The organism is Paracoccus sp. SM22M-07 (genome assembly GCF_001887735.1).
Taxonomy (GTDB): Bacteria; Pseudomonadota; Alphaproteobacteria; order Rhodobacterales; family Rhodobacteraceae; genus Paracoccus.
On record NZ_JPKW01000013.1, the window covers coordinates 1 to 14,178 of the forward strand.

Sequence of the window (14,178 nt, forward strand, 5' to 3'; positions counted from 1 at the left end):
TGGCTGCCGGCGCATCACCGCGATCCTGAACCGCCAGCTGCGGTCAGAGGGCCTGGCACCGGTCAATCACAAAAGGATCTACAGGATCATGCAGTCCCATGGCCTGCTGCTGGCGCGGAGATATACGGAGCGGCCCGAGCATGTCCACGACGGCAAGGTCATCGTCATGCGCTCGAACCTGCGCTGGTGTTCGGACGGCTTCGAATTCACCCGGCTTGGAACGGCGATATCGCCCGCGGTGCCTTCATCATCGACGCCCACGACCGCGAAATCATTGCCCGGCGTGCGGTGGTGAATGTCGGGATCAGCGGGTCAGACATCCGCGACATCATGCTAGAGGCCGTCGAGCATCGCTTCGAGACATACCGTGCGCCTTCGGTCGTCGAGATGCTGACCGACAATGGCTCACCGCGTGCGCCCATCCAGTCGCGGCGACGCAAGGGCGTCGGTCATTGCCAACCGCGCGCTGGTCGATGCGAGCTGCCTGCAGGGTAAGAGCTTTCGAGCCGTATTGAAGGCGCATGGCTGGGTTTTGGACGGAAAACATACATCAAAGCTGCATGTTGCGCTGGCGGAGGTGCTGGACCGCATGCACGCGCACACAACCAAAAACTCTTGATCGCTTATCCCTCACGGGGTAATAACTCTTGTCATCATCCACAGGTGCGCCCGCCGGGAACTTCCCTAGCGGGCGTTCGTCGTTAAGCGCGCATGCGCACGGGACGAATTGGTTGAAGAGTAAAAATCGTTCGTCGTCCGTTCGTCGCTGGTCAGCATCGCCATCTTCTCGATCACGGTTCGGTACTCAGCATTATGTTGGTACGATGCCACTGCACGGCTGATCAGCAGCAGCTCTTCACTGGTGAAACTATATGACATTCTGTCGCTCCCAAATATGATGGCCTAAAGCCTTGCCCGTCTGCCTCGGGCGCACTTCCCCAAATGTTCTAAATTCAGTCAGAATGCCGAAGATCGGTCGCAAGCTGTGTCGCCGAGCTGACACAGGTAGCATTTTGTTAACACTTTTAGCGGTCACAGGTGCTAAAACAGGCACTGCGGTGAGTTCGACGTTTCTCTCGCTTAGTTTCGCCGCATAATCGAGATGACCAGAGCTCAAATGAATGGGCTGGCAATCAAGCCGGGTGACGCAGGTTTGCCGCAAAACCTGCGCCAGTTGGCAGACCAACATGCTCAATATGCAGCGGCTTCGACATTGAATGATGCCACTGCCGCTGCCGATGTGCAGAACTGGATGGAAGAGGTCTCCGGTGGGCGTAATTAAGCTGGAAATCAAATGGGAGGAGACAGACGTCTCATTGTCAGCAACGTGCCCTCGGCATCATCAGTGGCGGGGCTTGCGCTCTCAAGAATGACATGCGTCTTGTCGCCCTCCATCTCCAGATCGCCATGAACGGGGGGCTTGAAGCTCGCCGGGGCGTGGGCACGATCGATCAAAAGTTTGACGTAGTCTCCGCCTTTTTCGGCTTCGCCTCTAATCTCCTGCATTCCTTCAAGCTTGAGAATGGCTTTGGTCATCATCGCCTCCAAATTTGCACCGCGTCATGGCGGCATGAGAACCCAACGCGACGACAGTGTACAAGGTCCCGAAAGACTGAAGAGATGAGGTCAGCTGGCAATGAGAGGAAGGCCATGGCCCCGATGAAACTGCTTGTCCCGCGTGGCCAGCATTGGAGGCCTCAAGGATGGCAGCCTCCCCTCGCAAGCGTTCGTCGATTCATCAGAGGTGTGTGGCTCTCTGCTTAAGGAGCTCAAACGGAAGTTGTGGGCCATACCCAAACGCTGAACGTTCGACCGTCCTCTCAACTTTCGAAATTAGGGCATGATAGCCGGTGTTATGCTGGTAGGAACGCAAGGCATGTTGAATAAGCCGTAGTTCCTCACCCATAAAATCGCCGTACAAAGGACGCCTTCGTCAATCGTCATTTTGGTTAAGTCGGTACTAATGACATCGAGAATGTGCAGGTTCCTAAGGTTGGCAAAAGTGATCACTGGGCAGACGTATATCCACTTAATTGAACTCAAGCGGTCTTCGCCAAGGCGCTTGGGGTCGGCGGCGATCGTCATCACCGTTTCCGCCGATGCCTTGAAGAGCAGTCCGTAGACCGCCTTCTTGTTCCAATAGGCGATCTGGGCGATCTCGGCCGGCAGGGTGAAGACGATGTGGAAATACTTCACGGGCAATAGGTCCTGCGCGCGCTTCCATCCAATCCTGCGCCGCCGGTCCCTGACACTTTGCACAATGCCGGGTCTTGCAGGAGTTGTAGGCCACATGCTGGTGACAGCATTTGGCACAGCTCGCCACATGCCCGCCAAGCGCCTCGGTCGGGCAGGCTTCAATCGCCGACATCACCTTCAGCTGGGTCAGGCTGACGTGCCCCGCATTGGCCTGCCGCCACGCAGGACCATAGGCACGGAAGATGTCAGCCAGTTCCAGCGATGGCCGGGGCACCCCCGCACCCGATCACTCCACGCTTCGCTCCACCGACTGATCCTGCAACTTTGCCAGCATCGCGTAGGGGCTGACGGTATCCCGGATCGTCTTGGTGGCCACGTGGGTATATCGGGCGGTGGTCGTCAGCTTGGCGTGGCCGAGCAGCACCTGGATCACCCGCACGTCGGTATTGGCCTCCAGCAGCTGTGGTGCAAGGTATGCAAGGTCGCGGGCTTCCTGACCCCGGCCATGTGCTTGGCAGAGGTGAATGCGCGGTTCAACTGTCTTGGTGAGATCGGATTGATCCTGGGCTTGCCAGAAAGCAGCCAGCCTTCGGGACGTGCTTCGCGCCACCAGGCACGCAGCAACTCCAACAAGCCGGGCGGCAGCATCACATTGCGATCCTTCTGACCCTTGCCCAGTTCGACATGGATCAGCATCCGGTCGCTGTCGATATCGCCGATCTTGAGGTTGCAGACCTCGGCGGCCCTGAGCCCAGCACCGTAGGACATGCTGAGTGCGGCGCGATACTTTAGCCCCGGCTCCGGCGCCGCCATCAGGATGTCGGACACCTCCTCAACGCCGAAGATGACCGGCAACTTGCGCGGCTCGGTGCGGAATTGCATGTAGCGCTTCATCTCCTCCCGCCCGCAGGTCATGCCGAAAAAGAACCGCGGCGCCACGATCCGCACGTTGAACGTCGATGGCGTGACCCCGGTGTCGGTCAGGTGGAGCTGATAGGCGCGCAGATCCTCCGGTGTCGCCGTGTCTGGTGATCGCCCGAGAAAGGCCGTGAAATCCTTGATCGCCCGGATGTGTGACTTCTGCGCCTTGTCACCCATCCCGCGGATGGGCATGTCTTCGATCATCCGCTGACGAAGCGCGCTCACTTTCTTCTCTGTCATGGAAGCCTCCTCTCTGATGATTGAGAAGGCCCCAATCGTCAGTCAGGTCGGTCAGATCGCAAAACGCGCAGCGTTGTAGACGTCTCACGCCATCAGCAAATGCGCCAATGCAGCGGAGCGGCTTCGTCCTCGGGCCGAGTGCGCGGGTGGAAGGCCTCCTGCGCTCGTCCCGCCGTCAGGGCCGGTCGATCGACGCGAAGAATCCAAAACCGCCGGTCGTCGACGTGCCACGGCATGCACCTCCACTGGAACATACACTCGAGCGCGGATTGGTGCCTGTGAAACGAAGCAAACTGCCTGTGTGAACCAGTGTCAGGCAACTTGACTGACACCCTTTTGTTACCAAAGTTTCGCTGGACTTATTATGCATTTCCTTCATTCAGGAAGTATGGAAACAAATGACGTTGCTCGATCCTTCACCTGCCTCGGTCATCCCGGCCGCCTTGCTGTCTTTCGGCTGCTGATGCGCTTTGCCCCGGGCGACGTGCGTCCGACCGAGATTGCCGACGCGCTGGCGCTAAAGCCGAACACGCTGTCGCATCATCTGTCGGACCTGACAGGTTGTGGACTGGCGCAGGTGCGGCGCGAGGGACGATCACTGTTCTATTCGGCCCAACTTGACCGGGCCGAGGCACTCATCAGCTATCTGGCGCTGGATCTGGGACGGGCGCGGCCTGACCTGCTGGCGCCGCTCATCGGAGAGAGACCCATGTCTGACACCTACAACGTTCTCTTCATCTGCTCAGGCAATTCTGCCCGCTCGATCTTTGCCGAAGCAGCCTTGCGTGATCTGGGCGGTACCCGCTTCAACGCTTATTCCGCCGGTACCCGGCCCGGCACACAGCTTAACCCCTTTGCACTTCAGGTGCTGGAGCGAAACGGCCACGACACCACACTCCTGCGCTCCAAGCACCTGTCCGAGTTTCAAGCCGAGGGTGCGCCGCAGATGGATTTTGTCTTCACAGTCTGTGACACGGCTGCTGCCGAGGAATGCCCGCCCTGGGCCGGCCAACCCATCACGGGCCATTGGGGCCTCCCCGACCCGGTCAAGGCCCAGGGAACGGATGCGGAAAAGGCGCTGGTCTTCGCCCAGACCTACGGCGCGCTGCGCCGCCGGATCGAGGCCTTTGTGGCGCTGCCCATAAGCAGTCTCGAGCGCATCGCTCTGCAGAACCGCGTTGATGCCATCGACGCCGAGGCCAAGGACTGACCCATGATGCGGATCGCAATCAACCGCCTTCCGCGTCGGCAAGCTGGCGCTGCGGTGTCTCATCGACGAAGGCATGAGCGTGGCGAGCTGGTGGGCCGCGTATCGGGTCGATTAGCCTCCCTGACATCCAAGATGTTGGCGTTCCTTCCAGCACGCCTTGAACTTGATCTGGGGTAAATGCGGGTCCGGCGATGGTCTGCTTGGTCCCGCAGAGCAGACTGTGCCGTCTCGGTTTCGCTGCTCCAAGTCACGAACGTCCGGTTTGGAGAAGCTGCAAGGTATCATCAGTCTTGATTAGAGCGGCCGGTAAGGGCCGCACAGGTCGTTCGTCTGGCGACCGGCGGTCGCAGCGGAATGGCCGCGTTGCTGAACGTCGCTTCGAGCCCTTAGCTGCCGTAGAAGCGTCGCCGCGCTTCCTGTTCAATGCTGAGGCGCAACTGGAGATCATTCAGCTTGATCATCTCTCGCTTGCGAGCCTCTTCACCCGTCGTTTCCCGCAATATTCGGGACTGCGCCTCGACGGCTTTCCGCAGTTGAATTTCGCGCGGCACCACGCCTGCGTCAGCCATGATGCGAAACCCGATAGCGTCCGCGCTTCCATCACCTTCAATATTGAGCGGTTTCCCTGTGCCATTCAGGTTATCAAGCTGGCCCTCGGCCTGGGCCTTCAGAATTTGTCGCTCAGCAATATCTGAAAACTTCATCTTCTGTTCCTTCTGATGACACCGAACAGGCCGCCATACGCTGCGAAACCCACCAGCTCATTTTATACAGGGCGGCGAGCTATCGGGGTCAATTTTCTATGACCGCTTCATCCCGCATCAGCGACATTGCCCGGTCAATCTTGCTGCGCCAAGCATGAGTGGCCGGTCTGCAGAAGCCGCACGGCGGCATTGCTGCACTCTCGACCGACCGCAAGGGGTCGAGTGCGCCGCCGTTTGATGGCATAAAAAAGGGAGCCGCGGTTACGGCTCCCTCCTCTGATAGTCAAAATGACCGAATGATCAATCGTCCCACTTCGGAAGCTCTCCCATAGCCTCGGCCGTCATCGTCGTTTTATAGCGACCGTCCTCCCAAGTGAGAGCGTCCATCTGCACGATTACGTCAGAGTCACCGAGATCGAGGAACCCGTCGTTGACCTCGATCACCACGGCGACAGGCACGCCAGCCTCATCGACCAGGACGGTTTCAACCTCCCCAATCTTGTTATCGTCGCTTCCGATGACGGCGATGTCATCGATATTGGTATAGCCAGAAACGTCCGCCGTCTGCGCGACTGCGACACTAGCCAGCGGGAACGTCAACGCGGCGATAAAAGAACTTTTCAGCATGCAATCTCTCCTTCGGTCGAGTTGCTGAAACAACGCTGGTCAAACTTGGTTGTTCCATGGGCGAGATGCGGCGGCTTGTTGAGCCCTCGCCCCATCGCTGCCGCTGCATGGTCGCCTCATCTGCATCCCAACCAAGTTTTCATGCTCAAGAAGCTGCGCGCCATGCTCGTCGCCGTGGCCAAATCTGTTTCCAAAAATGTCTGTAACCTATTGCAAACCGGTAGGTGGACCCCTCCCCTGTTTCCCGCGCAAGAGCTTGCAAGTTCACCCTAAGCGGGCTCCTGTCGGGTGCACCATTTCCATAGTCGCAATTCATGCCATGCTGTGCGCCGCAGAGGCTGATGACATTCGGAGAGACGACAGGGCCCTCCGAACGCTTGCCTTTGCCTGCGGGGGTGATCCGGGGCAGGCAGTTCAGGTCGGTTGTGCGGCCCAGTCGGCGATCTTGGCCAGGAAAGCGTCGCAGGCATCCAGCTGCGATTGATCGATATATTCGTCCGGCTTGTGGGCCTGGCCGATCGATCCCGGTCCGCAGATGACGGTCGGCACGCCCAGCATCTGATCAAAGCGTCCACCCTCGGTCCCGAAGGCGACCTTGGAGTGACCATTGGTGCCGGTCATCCGCTTGATCAGGGTCACGACATCGGCATCGGGATCGGTGTCCAGACCGGGGAACTGGGCAAAGACCTCGATCTCGATTCCGGCTTCGGGGGCGATCTTCTGCATCCCCGCCTCCAATTCGCTCGCATAGTCGCGCAATTCCTGCACCAGCGCGTCGGCATCCTCATGGGGCAGGACACGGAATTCGCAGTCGATGCTGCAGCTGTCGGGCACGATGTTCAGCGCCGTGCCGCCGCGGATCACGCCGGTATGGGCTGTGCTGTGGGTGATGTCGCAATCCGCGTCACGGTCCCCCGTCGACGCCAGCCGGGCGGCGATGTCCTGCATCCGGACCACCAGGCGCGCGGCGTAATCGACCGCGTTGACCCCTTGGGGCGCCAGCGAGGAATGGCACCCCCTGCCCCGCACCGTCACCCGCATCGAGCGTTTGGCCTTGTGGCCGATCACCACCTCCATCAGCGTCGGTTCGCCCACGATGCACATGGCGGGCCGGATGTTTTCCGCCTGCAGCATCTCCAGCAGACCGACGACGCCGACGCAGCCGACCTCTTCGTCATAGGAAAAGGCCAGATGCACGGGTCGGGTCAGATCGCGGGCGACAAGGGCCGGGACGGCGGCCAGCGCGCAGGCCAGAAAGCCCTTCATGTCACAGGCGCCGCGCCCGTAGAGGCGACCGTCCCGCGCATCCAGGGCAAAGGGATCGCTGGCCCAATCCTGATCATCCACCGGCACGGTGTCGGTATGCCCCGACAGGACCACCCCCGCCCGGTCGGCAGGGCCGATCGTGGCCCACAGGTTGGCCTTCTGTCCGGTCGCGTCCGTCACCAGGCGGCTTTCGACGCCATGCGACGACAGGTACGCCTGCACATGGTCGATCAGCGCAAGGTTGGAATTCCGGCTGGTCGTGTCAAAGGCGACCAGTTCTGCCAGGATGTCACGGCTGGAGGGGGTGGGCATCGGTTGTTCCTTTGTCGGGTCAGGCCAGCGGCGCAAGGGCGGGATAGGCGGCGCGGTCCAGACTGGCGCGTGTCGCCTGCATGAAGGCCAGGGTCGCCGCAGAAGGCGCCTGGCTGGATGGCAGCAGAAAATTCGTGCTGTAGGACAGCGCCGGCATGAACGGCCGCATCACCACCCCGTCGCCCAGCTGGTGGACCAGCGGAAAGGGGTTCAGCACCGCGATCCCCAAGTCCGCGCGGACGAATTCGATGGCGGCGACATTGGTCGAGGCCTCGATGACGATGTTCGGCCGCACCCCGGCCTTGTCCAGAACGCGATCGATGATGACGCGGCTTGAATGGCGGCGCGACAGGGCGATGAAATCCTGCGCCTGCAGATCGTCGGGGCGGATCACGTCCTGTGCGGTCAGCGGGTGGTCCTGGGGCAGAATGCAGATCGCCTGGGTTTCCAGCAGCAGTTCGGACTGGATCCCCTCATGCGCGGTGACGCTGTCGGTCAGTCCGATATCGAAGCGACGTTCGGCGATACCGGTCAGCAGGCTGTCGCTGGCCAGCACCTCGAAGGTGATCTGCAGATCGGGGTTCTGCTTCTTGAAGGCCGCGATCCGTGCCGGCAAAAAGCGATGCGCGATGGTCGGCGGGGCGACGATGGCCAGGCTGCCGGCATGGGCCTTCTGGGGCTGATCGGCATGGTTGGCGATGCGCGCCAGCGTGTCGAAGACCGGGGTCAGCTGTTCGTTGATCGACATCGCCTCGACCGTCGGGACCAGCCGCCCCCCTGCCCGCATGAACAGCTGGAACCCCAGCCGATCTTCCAGCTGGGCCAGCCTGCGACTGACCGCCGATTGGGAAATGCCCAGCCTGCGCGCCACATTGATGGCCGTGCCCGCCCCCACAAGGGCCTGCAGCACCTCCAGCTCGCGCAGGGTGATGCCGGATCGGCGGTCCTTGGCTTCGGCTGCCTTGTCGGTGGTCATTTCGGGTGCATCCTGTGGTATTACCAAAACGCATTGATATTCGTGATTGACTTCTGATTATCGCATAATACCGTGACAGCCAAGCTGATTGCACCACCGGGGATCAACTTCGGGGCTGAAAAACGCGAAAAAAATACGACAACAGGAAGGATATCCCCGTGAAAGCACTGACCTTTCCGCTGATGGCCGGTTTCATCGTCGCAGGGCTTGCCCCCGCGATGGCGCAGGATCTGTCGATCGGCCTGAAATCCGAAGCGACCTCGATGGACCCGCAATTCCATCAGCTGTCCACCAACATCCAGGTGGCCAAGAACATCTTCGAAGCCCTGACCACCCAGGACGCCGTGCAGAAGGTGACCCCCGGTCTTGCCGAAAGCTGGGAGGCCATCGACGACACCACCTGGCGCTTCAAGCTGCGCCAGGGCGTGAAATTCCACGATGGCAGCGACTTCACCGCCCGCGACGTGATCTATTCCTTCTGCCGGGTGCCGCTGGTCCAGAATTCGCCCTCGGCCTTCACGATCTTCACCGGCGGCATCGCCGACATGCAGGCCGAGGACGACCACACCCTGACCATCACCACCAAGGCCACGAACCCCCTGCTGCCCACCGAATTGTGGAGCCTGGCGATCGTGTCCGCCAATGCCCTGGGCGCCGAGGACACCGTCACCTATGGCCCCGAAGGCAGCTGCGAAGGCATGGGCGACGTGCCCCAGTCGCCGGCCTTCAATTCGCCCGATGTCGCGGTCGGCACCGGTCCCTACAAGCTGGACAACTATACCCGCGGGTCGGAAATGGTCGTCACCCGCTTTGACGATTACTGGGGCGGCACGCCCGATTGGGACCGGGTCGTCATGCGCCCCATCACCAGCGACGGCCCCCGCGTGGCGGCCCTGCTGGCGGGTGATGTCGACATGATCGAATCGCCCCCCATTCAGGACATCAAGCGCATTGAGGACGCGGGCTTCAACGTCGTCGACGCCCTGTCGAACCGCATCATCTATCTGCACATGCAGCAGACCGAGGACGCCCCCGGCATCGGCGGCACCGATGGCAAGAACCCCCTGCTGGACCCGCGCGTCCGCGAGGCCATTTCCATTTCGGTCAATCGTGACGCCATCGCCGAACGCATCATGGGCGGCTATGCCCAGCCCGCGGGCGAATTGCTGCCGCCGCCGATGTTCGGCACCTCGGGGCGGGCGGTCGATGCCTATGACCCCGAACGCGCCAAGGAGCTGCTGGCCGAAGCCGGCTATCCGGACGGGTTCACCATCACCCTCGGCACGCCGAACGACCGCTATATCAACGACGAACAGGTGGCCCAGGCCGTGGCCCAGATGATGGCCCGCATCGGCATCCAGACCAATGTGGATGCCAGCACCGCCAGCCAGTTCTTCAGCCGCCGCAACGCGCTGGAATTTCCCATCTACATGGCGGGCTGGGGCGCATCGTCGGGGGACATGTCCTCGCCGCTGAAATCGCTGGTCGCGACCTATGACGCCGATACCGGCATGGGTCCGACGAATGCCGGGCGTTATTCCAACCCCGAGATGGACAAGGTGCTGGTCGAGGCGATGGCCACCATCGACGACGCCAAGCGCGACCAGATGCTGCAACAGGCCGAAACCATGGTCCTGGACGATTTCGGCATCATCCCGCTGCATTACGAACAGACCGTCTGGGCGATGAAGCCGGACCTGACCTACGAGCCGCGCGTCGACCAATACACCATGGCGTCCGAAGTGAAGCCCGCCAAGGCCGAGTGATCCGACCCTTCCGGCATCCCTTCGCGGGGATGCCGGACCCTTGCCGAATGCCGGATCGCGAAGGACCTCCGCCATGATCGTCTATCTTGTCCGCCGTCTGGGCCAGAGCCTGCTTGCCGTCATGGCAATGGCCGTCCTGGTCTTTCTTGGCGTCTATTTCATCGGCAATCCCGTGGATGTGCTGATCAACCCCGAGGCCACGCAGGCCGACATCCTGGCCACGACCGAACGTCTGGGCCTGGACAAGCCGCTGTACCAGCAGTTCGGCATCTTCATCTGGAACGCCCTGCAGGGCGATCTGGGCACATCCTTCGTCTATGGCCGCCCGGCGCTGGACATCATCCTGGACCGTCTGCCCGCCACGATGGAACTGGCGCTGGTCGCGCTGGCCCTGTCAGTGGGCATCGGCATTCCCCTGGGGGTCTGGGCGGGCCTGCGCCCCCACAGCATCGCGGGCCGCACCATCATGGGCGGGTCGATCCTGGGCTTTTCGCTGCCGAACTTCTGGCAGGGGATGCTGCTGATCCTGGTCTTTGCGGTCCTGCTGGGCTGGCTGCCCGCGGGCGGCCGCGGCGAGACGACCGAGTTTCTGGGAATGCAGGTCAGTTTCCTGACCTGGGACGGGCTGACCCACCTGATCCTGCCCGCCATCAACCTGGCGCTGTTCAAGATGTCGCTGATCATCCGCCTGGCCCGCGCCAACACGCGCGAGGTCTGCCTGCAGGATTACGTCAAATTCGCCCGCGCCAAGGGCCTGTCGGGCCGCCGCGTCGTGCTGGTCCATGTCCTGAAGAACATCATGATCCCGGTGGTCACCATCATCGGGCTGGAACTGGGTTCGATGGTGGCCTTCGCCATCGTGACTGAAACCGTCTTTGCCTGGCCGGGCATGGGCAAGCTGCTGATCGACAGCATCAACCTGTTGGATCGCCCGGTGATCGTGGCCTACCTGATGCTGACGGTGCTGATCATCGTGGGCATCAACCTGCTGGTCGACGTGATCTATTCGCTGCTGGATCCGCGCATCCGCCTGTCGGAGATGAAGGGATGACCGATATCGCACCCCCCGCACCCCCCGTCCGCATCGACAGCCCGACCCGACGCATCGTCAAGGAATTCCTGGAGGACCCCGTCGCCGTCATCGGCCTGGCGCTGTTCGTCATGGTCGCGCTGATCGCCATCGCGGCGCCCTGGATCGCGCCGCAGAACCCCTATGACCTGGCGCAGCTGAACATCATGGACAGCGCCCTGCCCCCCGGCGAGGCCAGCTTCGGCACCGACATGACCTATTGGCTGGGCACCGACCAGCAGGGCCGCGATATGCTGTCGGCGATCATGTACGGGCTGCGCATCAGCCTGATGGTCGCCCTGGTGTCGCTGGCGCTGGCGATCACCATCGGCACCATCGTCGGCGTCTCGGCGGCCTATTTCGGTGGCCGGCTGGACAGCTTCATCATGCGGATCGTCGATCTGCAGCTGTCCTTCCCGGCCATCCTGATCGCGCTGATCCTGCTGGCCCTGCTGGGCCGCGGCGTGGACAAGGTGATCCTGGCGCTGGTGATCGTGCAGTGGGCCTATTACGCGCGCACGGTGCGCAGTTCGGCCATCGTCGAACGGCGCAAGGATTACATCGATGCGGCGCGCTGCCTGGCGCTGTCGGACCGGCGGATTATGTTCCGCCACCTGCTGCCCAATTGCGTCCCGCCCCTGATCGTGGTCGCCACCGTGCAGATCGCCCAGGCCATCGCGCTGGAGGCGACGCTGTCCTTCCTGGGCGTGGGCGTGCCCATCACCGAACCGTCGTTGGGGCTGCTGATCGCCAATGGCTACGACTATCTTCTGTCGGGCAGCTACTGGATCAGCCTGTTTCCCGGCATCGCGCTGGTGGTGACGATCATCGCCATCAACCTGGTCGGCGACCGGCTGCGCGACGTCCTGAACCCGAGGTTGCAGAAATGAACAGATTGCTGGACGTCAAGAACCTGCAGACCCACTTCTTCACCCGCGACGGGGTGGCCAAGGCGGTGGACGGGGTCAGCTTTTCGCTGGAACGTGGCCAGATCCTGGGCCTGGTCGGGGAATCCGGGTCGGGCAAGTCGGTCACCGGCTTTTCCATCCTGGGTCTGGTCGATCCGCCGGGCCGGGTGACCGGGGGGCAGATCCTGTTTGACGGCGACGACCTGGTCGCCGGAGGAGAGCCGATGCTGCGCCAGCTGCGCGGCAAGCGCATCGCGATGATCTTTCAGGACCCGATGATGACGCTGAACCCGGTCCTGCGCATCGACACCCAGATGATCGAGACCGTGCGCGCCCATGACAAGGTGTCGAAGGCCGAGGCCCTGGCCCGTTGCCGCGAGGCGCTGGTCCAGGTCGGCATCTCGTCCCCGGACGAACGGCTGCAGAGCTATCCGCACCAGTTCTCGGGCGGCATGCGCCAGCGTGTGGCCATCGCCATCGCGCTGTTGCACAAGCCCGACCTGATCATCGCCGACGAACCGACGACGGCTTTGGACGTGACCATCCAGGCGCAGATCCTGTCCGAGGTCCAGGCGCTGTGTGCCCGGTCGGGCACGTCGCTGATCTGGATCACCCACGATCTGGCCGTGGTGTCGGGTTTGGCCGACCGACTGGCCGTCATGTATGCCGGCCGCATCATCGAGGAAGGGCCGACCGCGCAGATCATCGCGAACCCGCGCCATCCCTATACGCGCGGGCTGATCGACAGCGTGCCGCAGGGCAAGCGTCACGGCGCGATGCTGACCCAGATCCGCGGCATGACGCCGTCGCTCTTGAACCTGCCGGACGGGTGCAAGTTCGCCCCCCGTTGTCCCCGCGCCGACGCCGCCTGCCGGGTCGAGCCGTCGTTGGACCCCGCCGGTGCCGACCGCCACGTGCGCTGCCACCACCCCCATTGCGATGCCGACGGAAAGGCCCTGTCGTGACCCAAGACACCATCCTGACCATCGACGGCGTGTCCAAGCGCTTTTCCAAGGACCTGGACATCGCCGAACGCACCGCCCGCAAGCTGGGCGCCAAGATCGCGCCGGTCACCGTCCATGCGGTCGATAACGTCAGCCTGGACATCCGCCGGGGCGAGGTGCTGGGCCTGGTCGGCGAATCCGGCTGCGGCAAGTCCACCCTGGGGCGGATGGTGGCGGGGCTGGCCGCGCCGTCGGACGGGCGCATCGTCTATAACGGCCAGGACGTGGCCGGCCTGAAGGGCGCCGCCGCCCGCGACGCGGCGCTGAAGATTCAGATGATCTTCCAGGACCCGATGTCGTCGCTGAACCCGCGCATGCGCGTCCGCGACATCGTCGGAGAGGCACCGCGCGTCCACGGCATCGTTCCTAAAGGTGATGTCGACGGCTATGTCGAGGATATCCTGAACCAGGTGGGCCTGGATCCGGCCACCGCCAAACGCTATCCGCATCAGTTCTCGGGCGGGCAGCGGGCGCGGGTGGGCATCGCCCGCGCGCTGGCGGTGCGGCCCGATTTCCTGGTCTGCGACGAATCCGTCGCTGCGCTGGACGTGTCGATCCAGGCGCAGGTGCTGAACCTGTTCGTCAAGCTGCGCCAGGATTTCGACCTGACCTATCTGTTCGTCAGCCACGATCTGGGCGTGGTCGAACATATCTCGGACCGGATCGCGGTCATGTATCTGGGCCGCCTGGTCGAACTGGGCGATGCCGAGGATCTGATCGCGCGTCCGAACCACCCCTATACCCAGGCGCTGATCAGCGAGATCCCGACCTTCGAGACCGGCAAGCGCAGCTATCACGCCATCAAGGGCGAGATCCCCTCGCCCCTGAACCCGCCCAAGGGGTGCCATTTCCACCCCCGCTGCCCCCATGCCCATGACCGCTGCCGCCTGGAGGTGCCGGTCCTGCGCGAGGTGGCCCCCGGTCGCCTGTCGGCCTGCCACCTGAACGACCGGGCGGCCTGACGCCCCCTTCCAAGGAG

Annotated in this window: 13 protein-coding genes and 3 pseudogenes; 8 read left to right on the forward strand and 8 right to left on the reverse strand. The window is 62.5% G+C overall.

The window, feature by feature from the left end; genetic code table 11:
• A pseudogene (locus tag IE00_RS15970) lies at nucleotides 1–411 on the forward strand (IS3 family transposase); the annotation flags it as partial.
• 273 nt (nucleotides 412–684) lie between these two features.
• On the opposite strand, the gene IE00_RS19860 reads toward IE00_RS15970, so the two are convergent.
• The gene (locus IE00_RS19860; RefSeq protein ID WP_139291492.1) at nucleotides 685–879 is read right to left on the reverse strand and encodes a hypothetical protein; all 195 of its coding nucleotides are present in this window, start codon (nucleotides 877–879) and stop codon (nucleotides 685–687) included.
• A 223-nt stretch (nucleotides 880–1,102) separates the two neighbouring features.
• Here IE00_RS19860 and IE00_RS19865 point away from each other — a divergent pair, with 223 nt between their 5' ends.
• A complete protein-coding gene (locus tag IE00_RS19865; protein ID WP_139291493.1) occupies nucleotides 1,103–1,282 on the forward strand; it encodes a hypothetical protein in 180 nt (59 codons plus the stop codon).
• 8 nt (nucleotides 1,283–1,290) lie between these two features.
• On the opposite strand, the gene IE00_RS15975 is transcribed toward IE00_RS19865, so the two are convergent.
• The 3 genes and pseudogenes from IE00_RS15975 to IE00_RS15985 form a co-directional block, all read right to left on the reverse strand.
• Nucleotides 1,291–1,536 carry a hypothetical protein gene (locus IE00_RS15975; protein WP_139291494.1) on the reverse strand — a complete coding sequence of 82 codons (246 nt, stop codon included), beginning with the start codon at nucleotides 1,534–1,536 and terminating at the stop codon, nucleotides 1,291–1,293.
• 516 nt (nucleotides 1,537–2,052) lie between these two features.
• Nucleotides 2,053–2,470, reverse strand: a pseudogene (locus tag IE00_RS15980) (transposase zinc-binding domain-containing protein); the annotation flags it as partial.
• A gap of 12 nt (nucleotides 2,471–2,482) precedes the next feature.
• Nucleotides 2,483–3,357 (reverse strand): annotated as a pseudogene (locus IE00_RS15985) (tyrosine-type recombinase/integrase).
• A gap of 388 nt (nucleotides 3,358–3,745) precedes the next feature.
• Between IE00_RS15985 and IE00_RS15990 the strand changes: the two are divergent.
• The gene (locus tag IE00_RS15990) at nucleotides 3,746–4,567 is read left to right on the forward strand and encodes a metalloregulator ArsR/SmtB family transcription factor (RefSeq protein WP_072298203.1); all 822 of its coding nucleotides are present in this window, start codon (nucleotides 3,746–3,748) and stop codon (nucleotides 4,565–4,567) included.
• 386 nt (nucleotides 4,568–4,953) lie between these two features.
• On the opposite strand, the gene IE00_RS15995 is transcribed toward IE00_RS15990, so the two are convergent.
• The 4 genes from IE00_RS15995 to IE00_RS16010 all read right to left on the reverse strand — a co-directional run bounded on the left by IE00_RS15995 (nucleotide 4,954) and on the right by IE00_RS16010 (nucleotide 8,452).
• Nucleotides 4,954–5,271: a DUF1992 domain-containing protein gene (locus IE00_RS15995; RefSeq protein WP_072298204.1), complete on the reverse strand. Its 318-nt coding sequence runs from the start codon at nucleotides 5,269–5,271 to the stop codon at nucleotides 4,954–4,956.
• A 300-nt stretch (nucleotides 5,272–5,571) separates the two neighbouring features.
• A complete protein-coding gene (locus IE00_RS16000) occupies nucleotides 5,572–5,898 on the reverse strand; it encodes a PRC-barrel domain-containing protein (RefSeq protein ID WP_240493941.1) in 327 nt (108 codons plus the stop codon).
• A gap of 414 nt (nucleotides 5,899–6,312) precedes the next feature.
• Nucleotides 6,313–7,476, reverse strand: a complete 1,164-nt coding sequence (argE, locus tag IE00_RS16005) for an acetylornithine deacetylase (RefSeq protein WP_072298205.1) — start codon at nucleotides 7,474–7,476, stop codon at nucleotides 6,313–6,315.
• A 19-nt stretch (nucleotides 7,477–7,495) separates the two neighbouring features.
• The gene (locus tag IE00_RS16010; protein WP_072298206.1) at nucleotides 7,496–8,452 is read right to left on the reverse strand and encodes a LysR substrate-binding domain-containing protein; all 957 of its coding nucleotides are present in this window, start codon (nucleotides 8,450–8,452) and stop codon (nucleotides 7,496–7,498) included.
• A 158-nt stretch (nucleotides 8,453–8,610) separates the two neighbouring features.
• Between IE00_RS16010 and IE00_RS16015 the strand changes: the two genes are divergently transcribed.
• The 5 genes from IE00_RS16015 (at nucleotide 8,611) to IE00_RS16035 (ending at nucleotide 14,161) form a co-directional block, all read left to right on the forward strand.
• Nucleotides 8,611–10,218, forward strand: coding sequence for an ABC transporter substrate-binding protein (locus tag IE00_RS16015; protein ID WP_205949694.1), 1,608 nt, complete (start codon nucleotides 8,611–8,613; stop codon nucleotides 10,216–10,218).
• 73 nt (nucleotides 10,219–10,291) lie between these two features.
• Nucleotides 10,292–11,269 (forward strand): ABC transporter permease, encoded by a 978-nt coding sequence (locus tag IE00_RS16020; protein WP_072298207.1) that lies wholly within the window; start codon nucleotides 10,292–10,294, stop codon nucleotides 11,267–11,269.
• The gene (locus IE00_RS16025; protein WP_072298208.1) at nucleotides 11,266–12,177 is read left to right on the forward strand and encodes an ABC transporter permease; all 912 of its coding nucleotides are present in this window, start codon (nucleotides 11,266–11,268) and stop codon (nucleotides 12,175–12,177) included. Before IE00_RS16020 ends, IE00_RS16025 begins: the two co-directional genes overlap by 4 nt.
• The gene (locus IE00_RS16030; protein WP_072298209.1) at nucleotides 12,174–13,160 is read left to right on the forward strand and encodes an ABC transporter ATP-binding protein; all 987 of its coding nucleotides are present in this window, start codon (nucleotides 12,174–12,176) and stop codon (nucleotides 13,158–13,160) included. Before IE00_RS16025 ends, IE00_RS16030 begins: the two co-directional genes overlap by 4 nt.
• A complete protein-coding gene (locus tag IE00_RS16035; protein WP_072298210.1) occupies nucleotides 13,157–14,161 on the forward strand; it encodes an ABC transporter ATP-binding protein in 1,005 nt (334 codons plus the stop codon). Before IE00_RS16030 ends, IE00_RS16035 begins: the two co-directional genes overlap by 4 nt.
• Nucleotides 14,162–14,178: the final 17 nt, after the last annotated feature.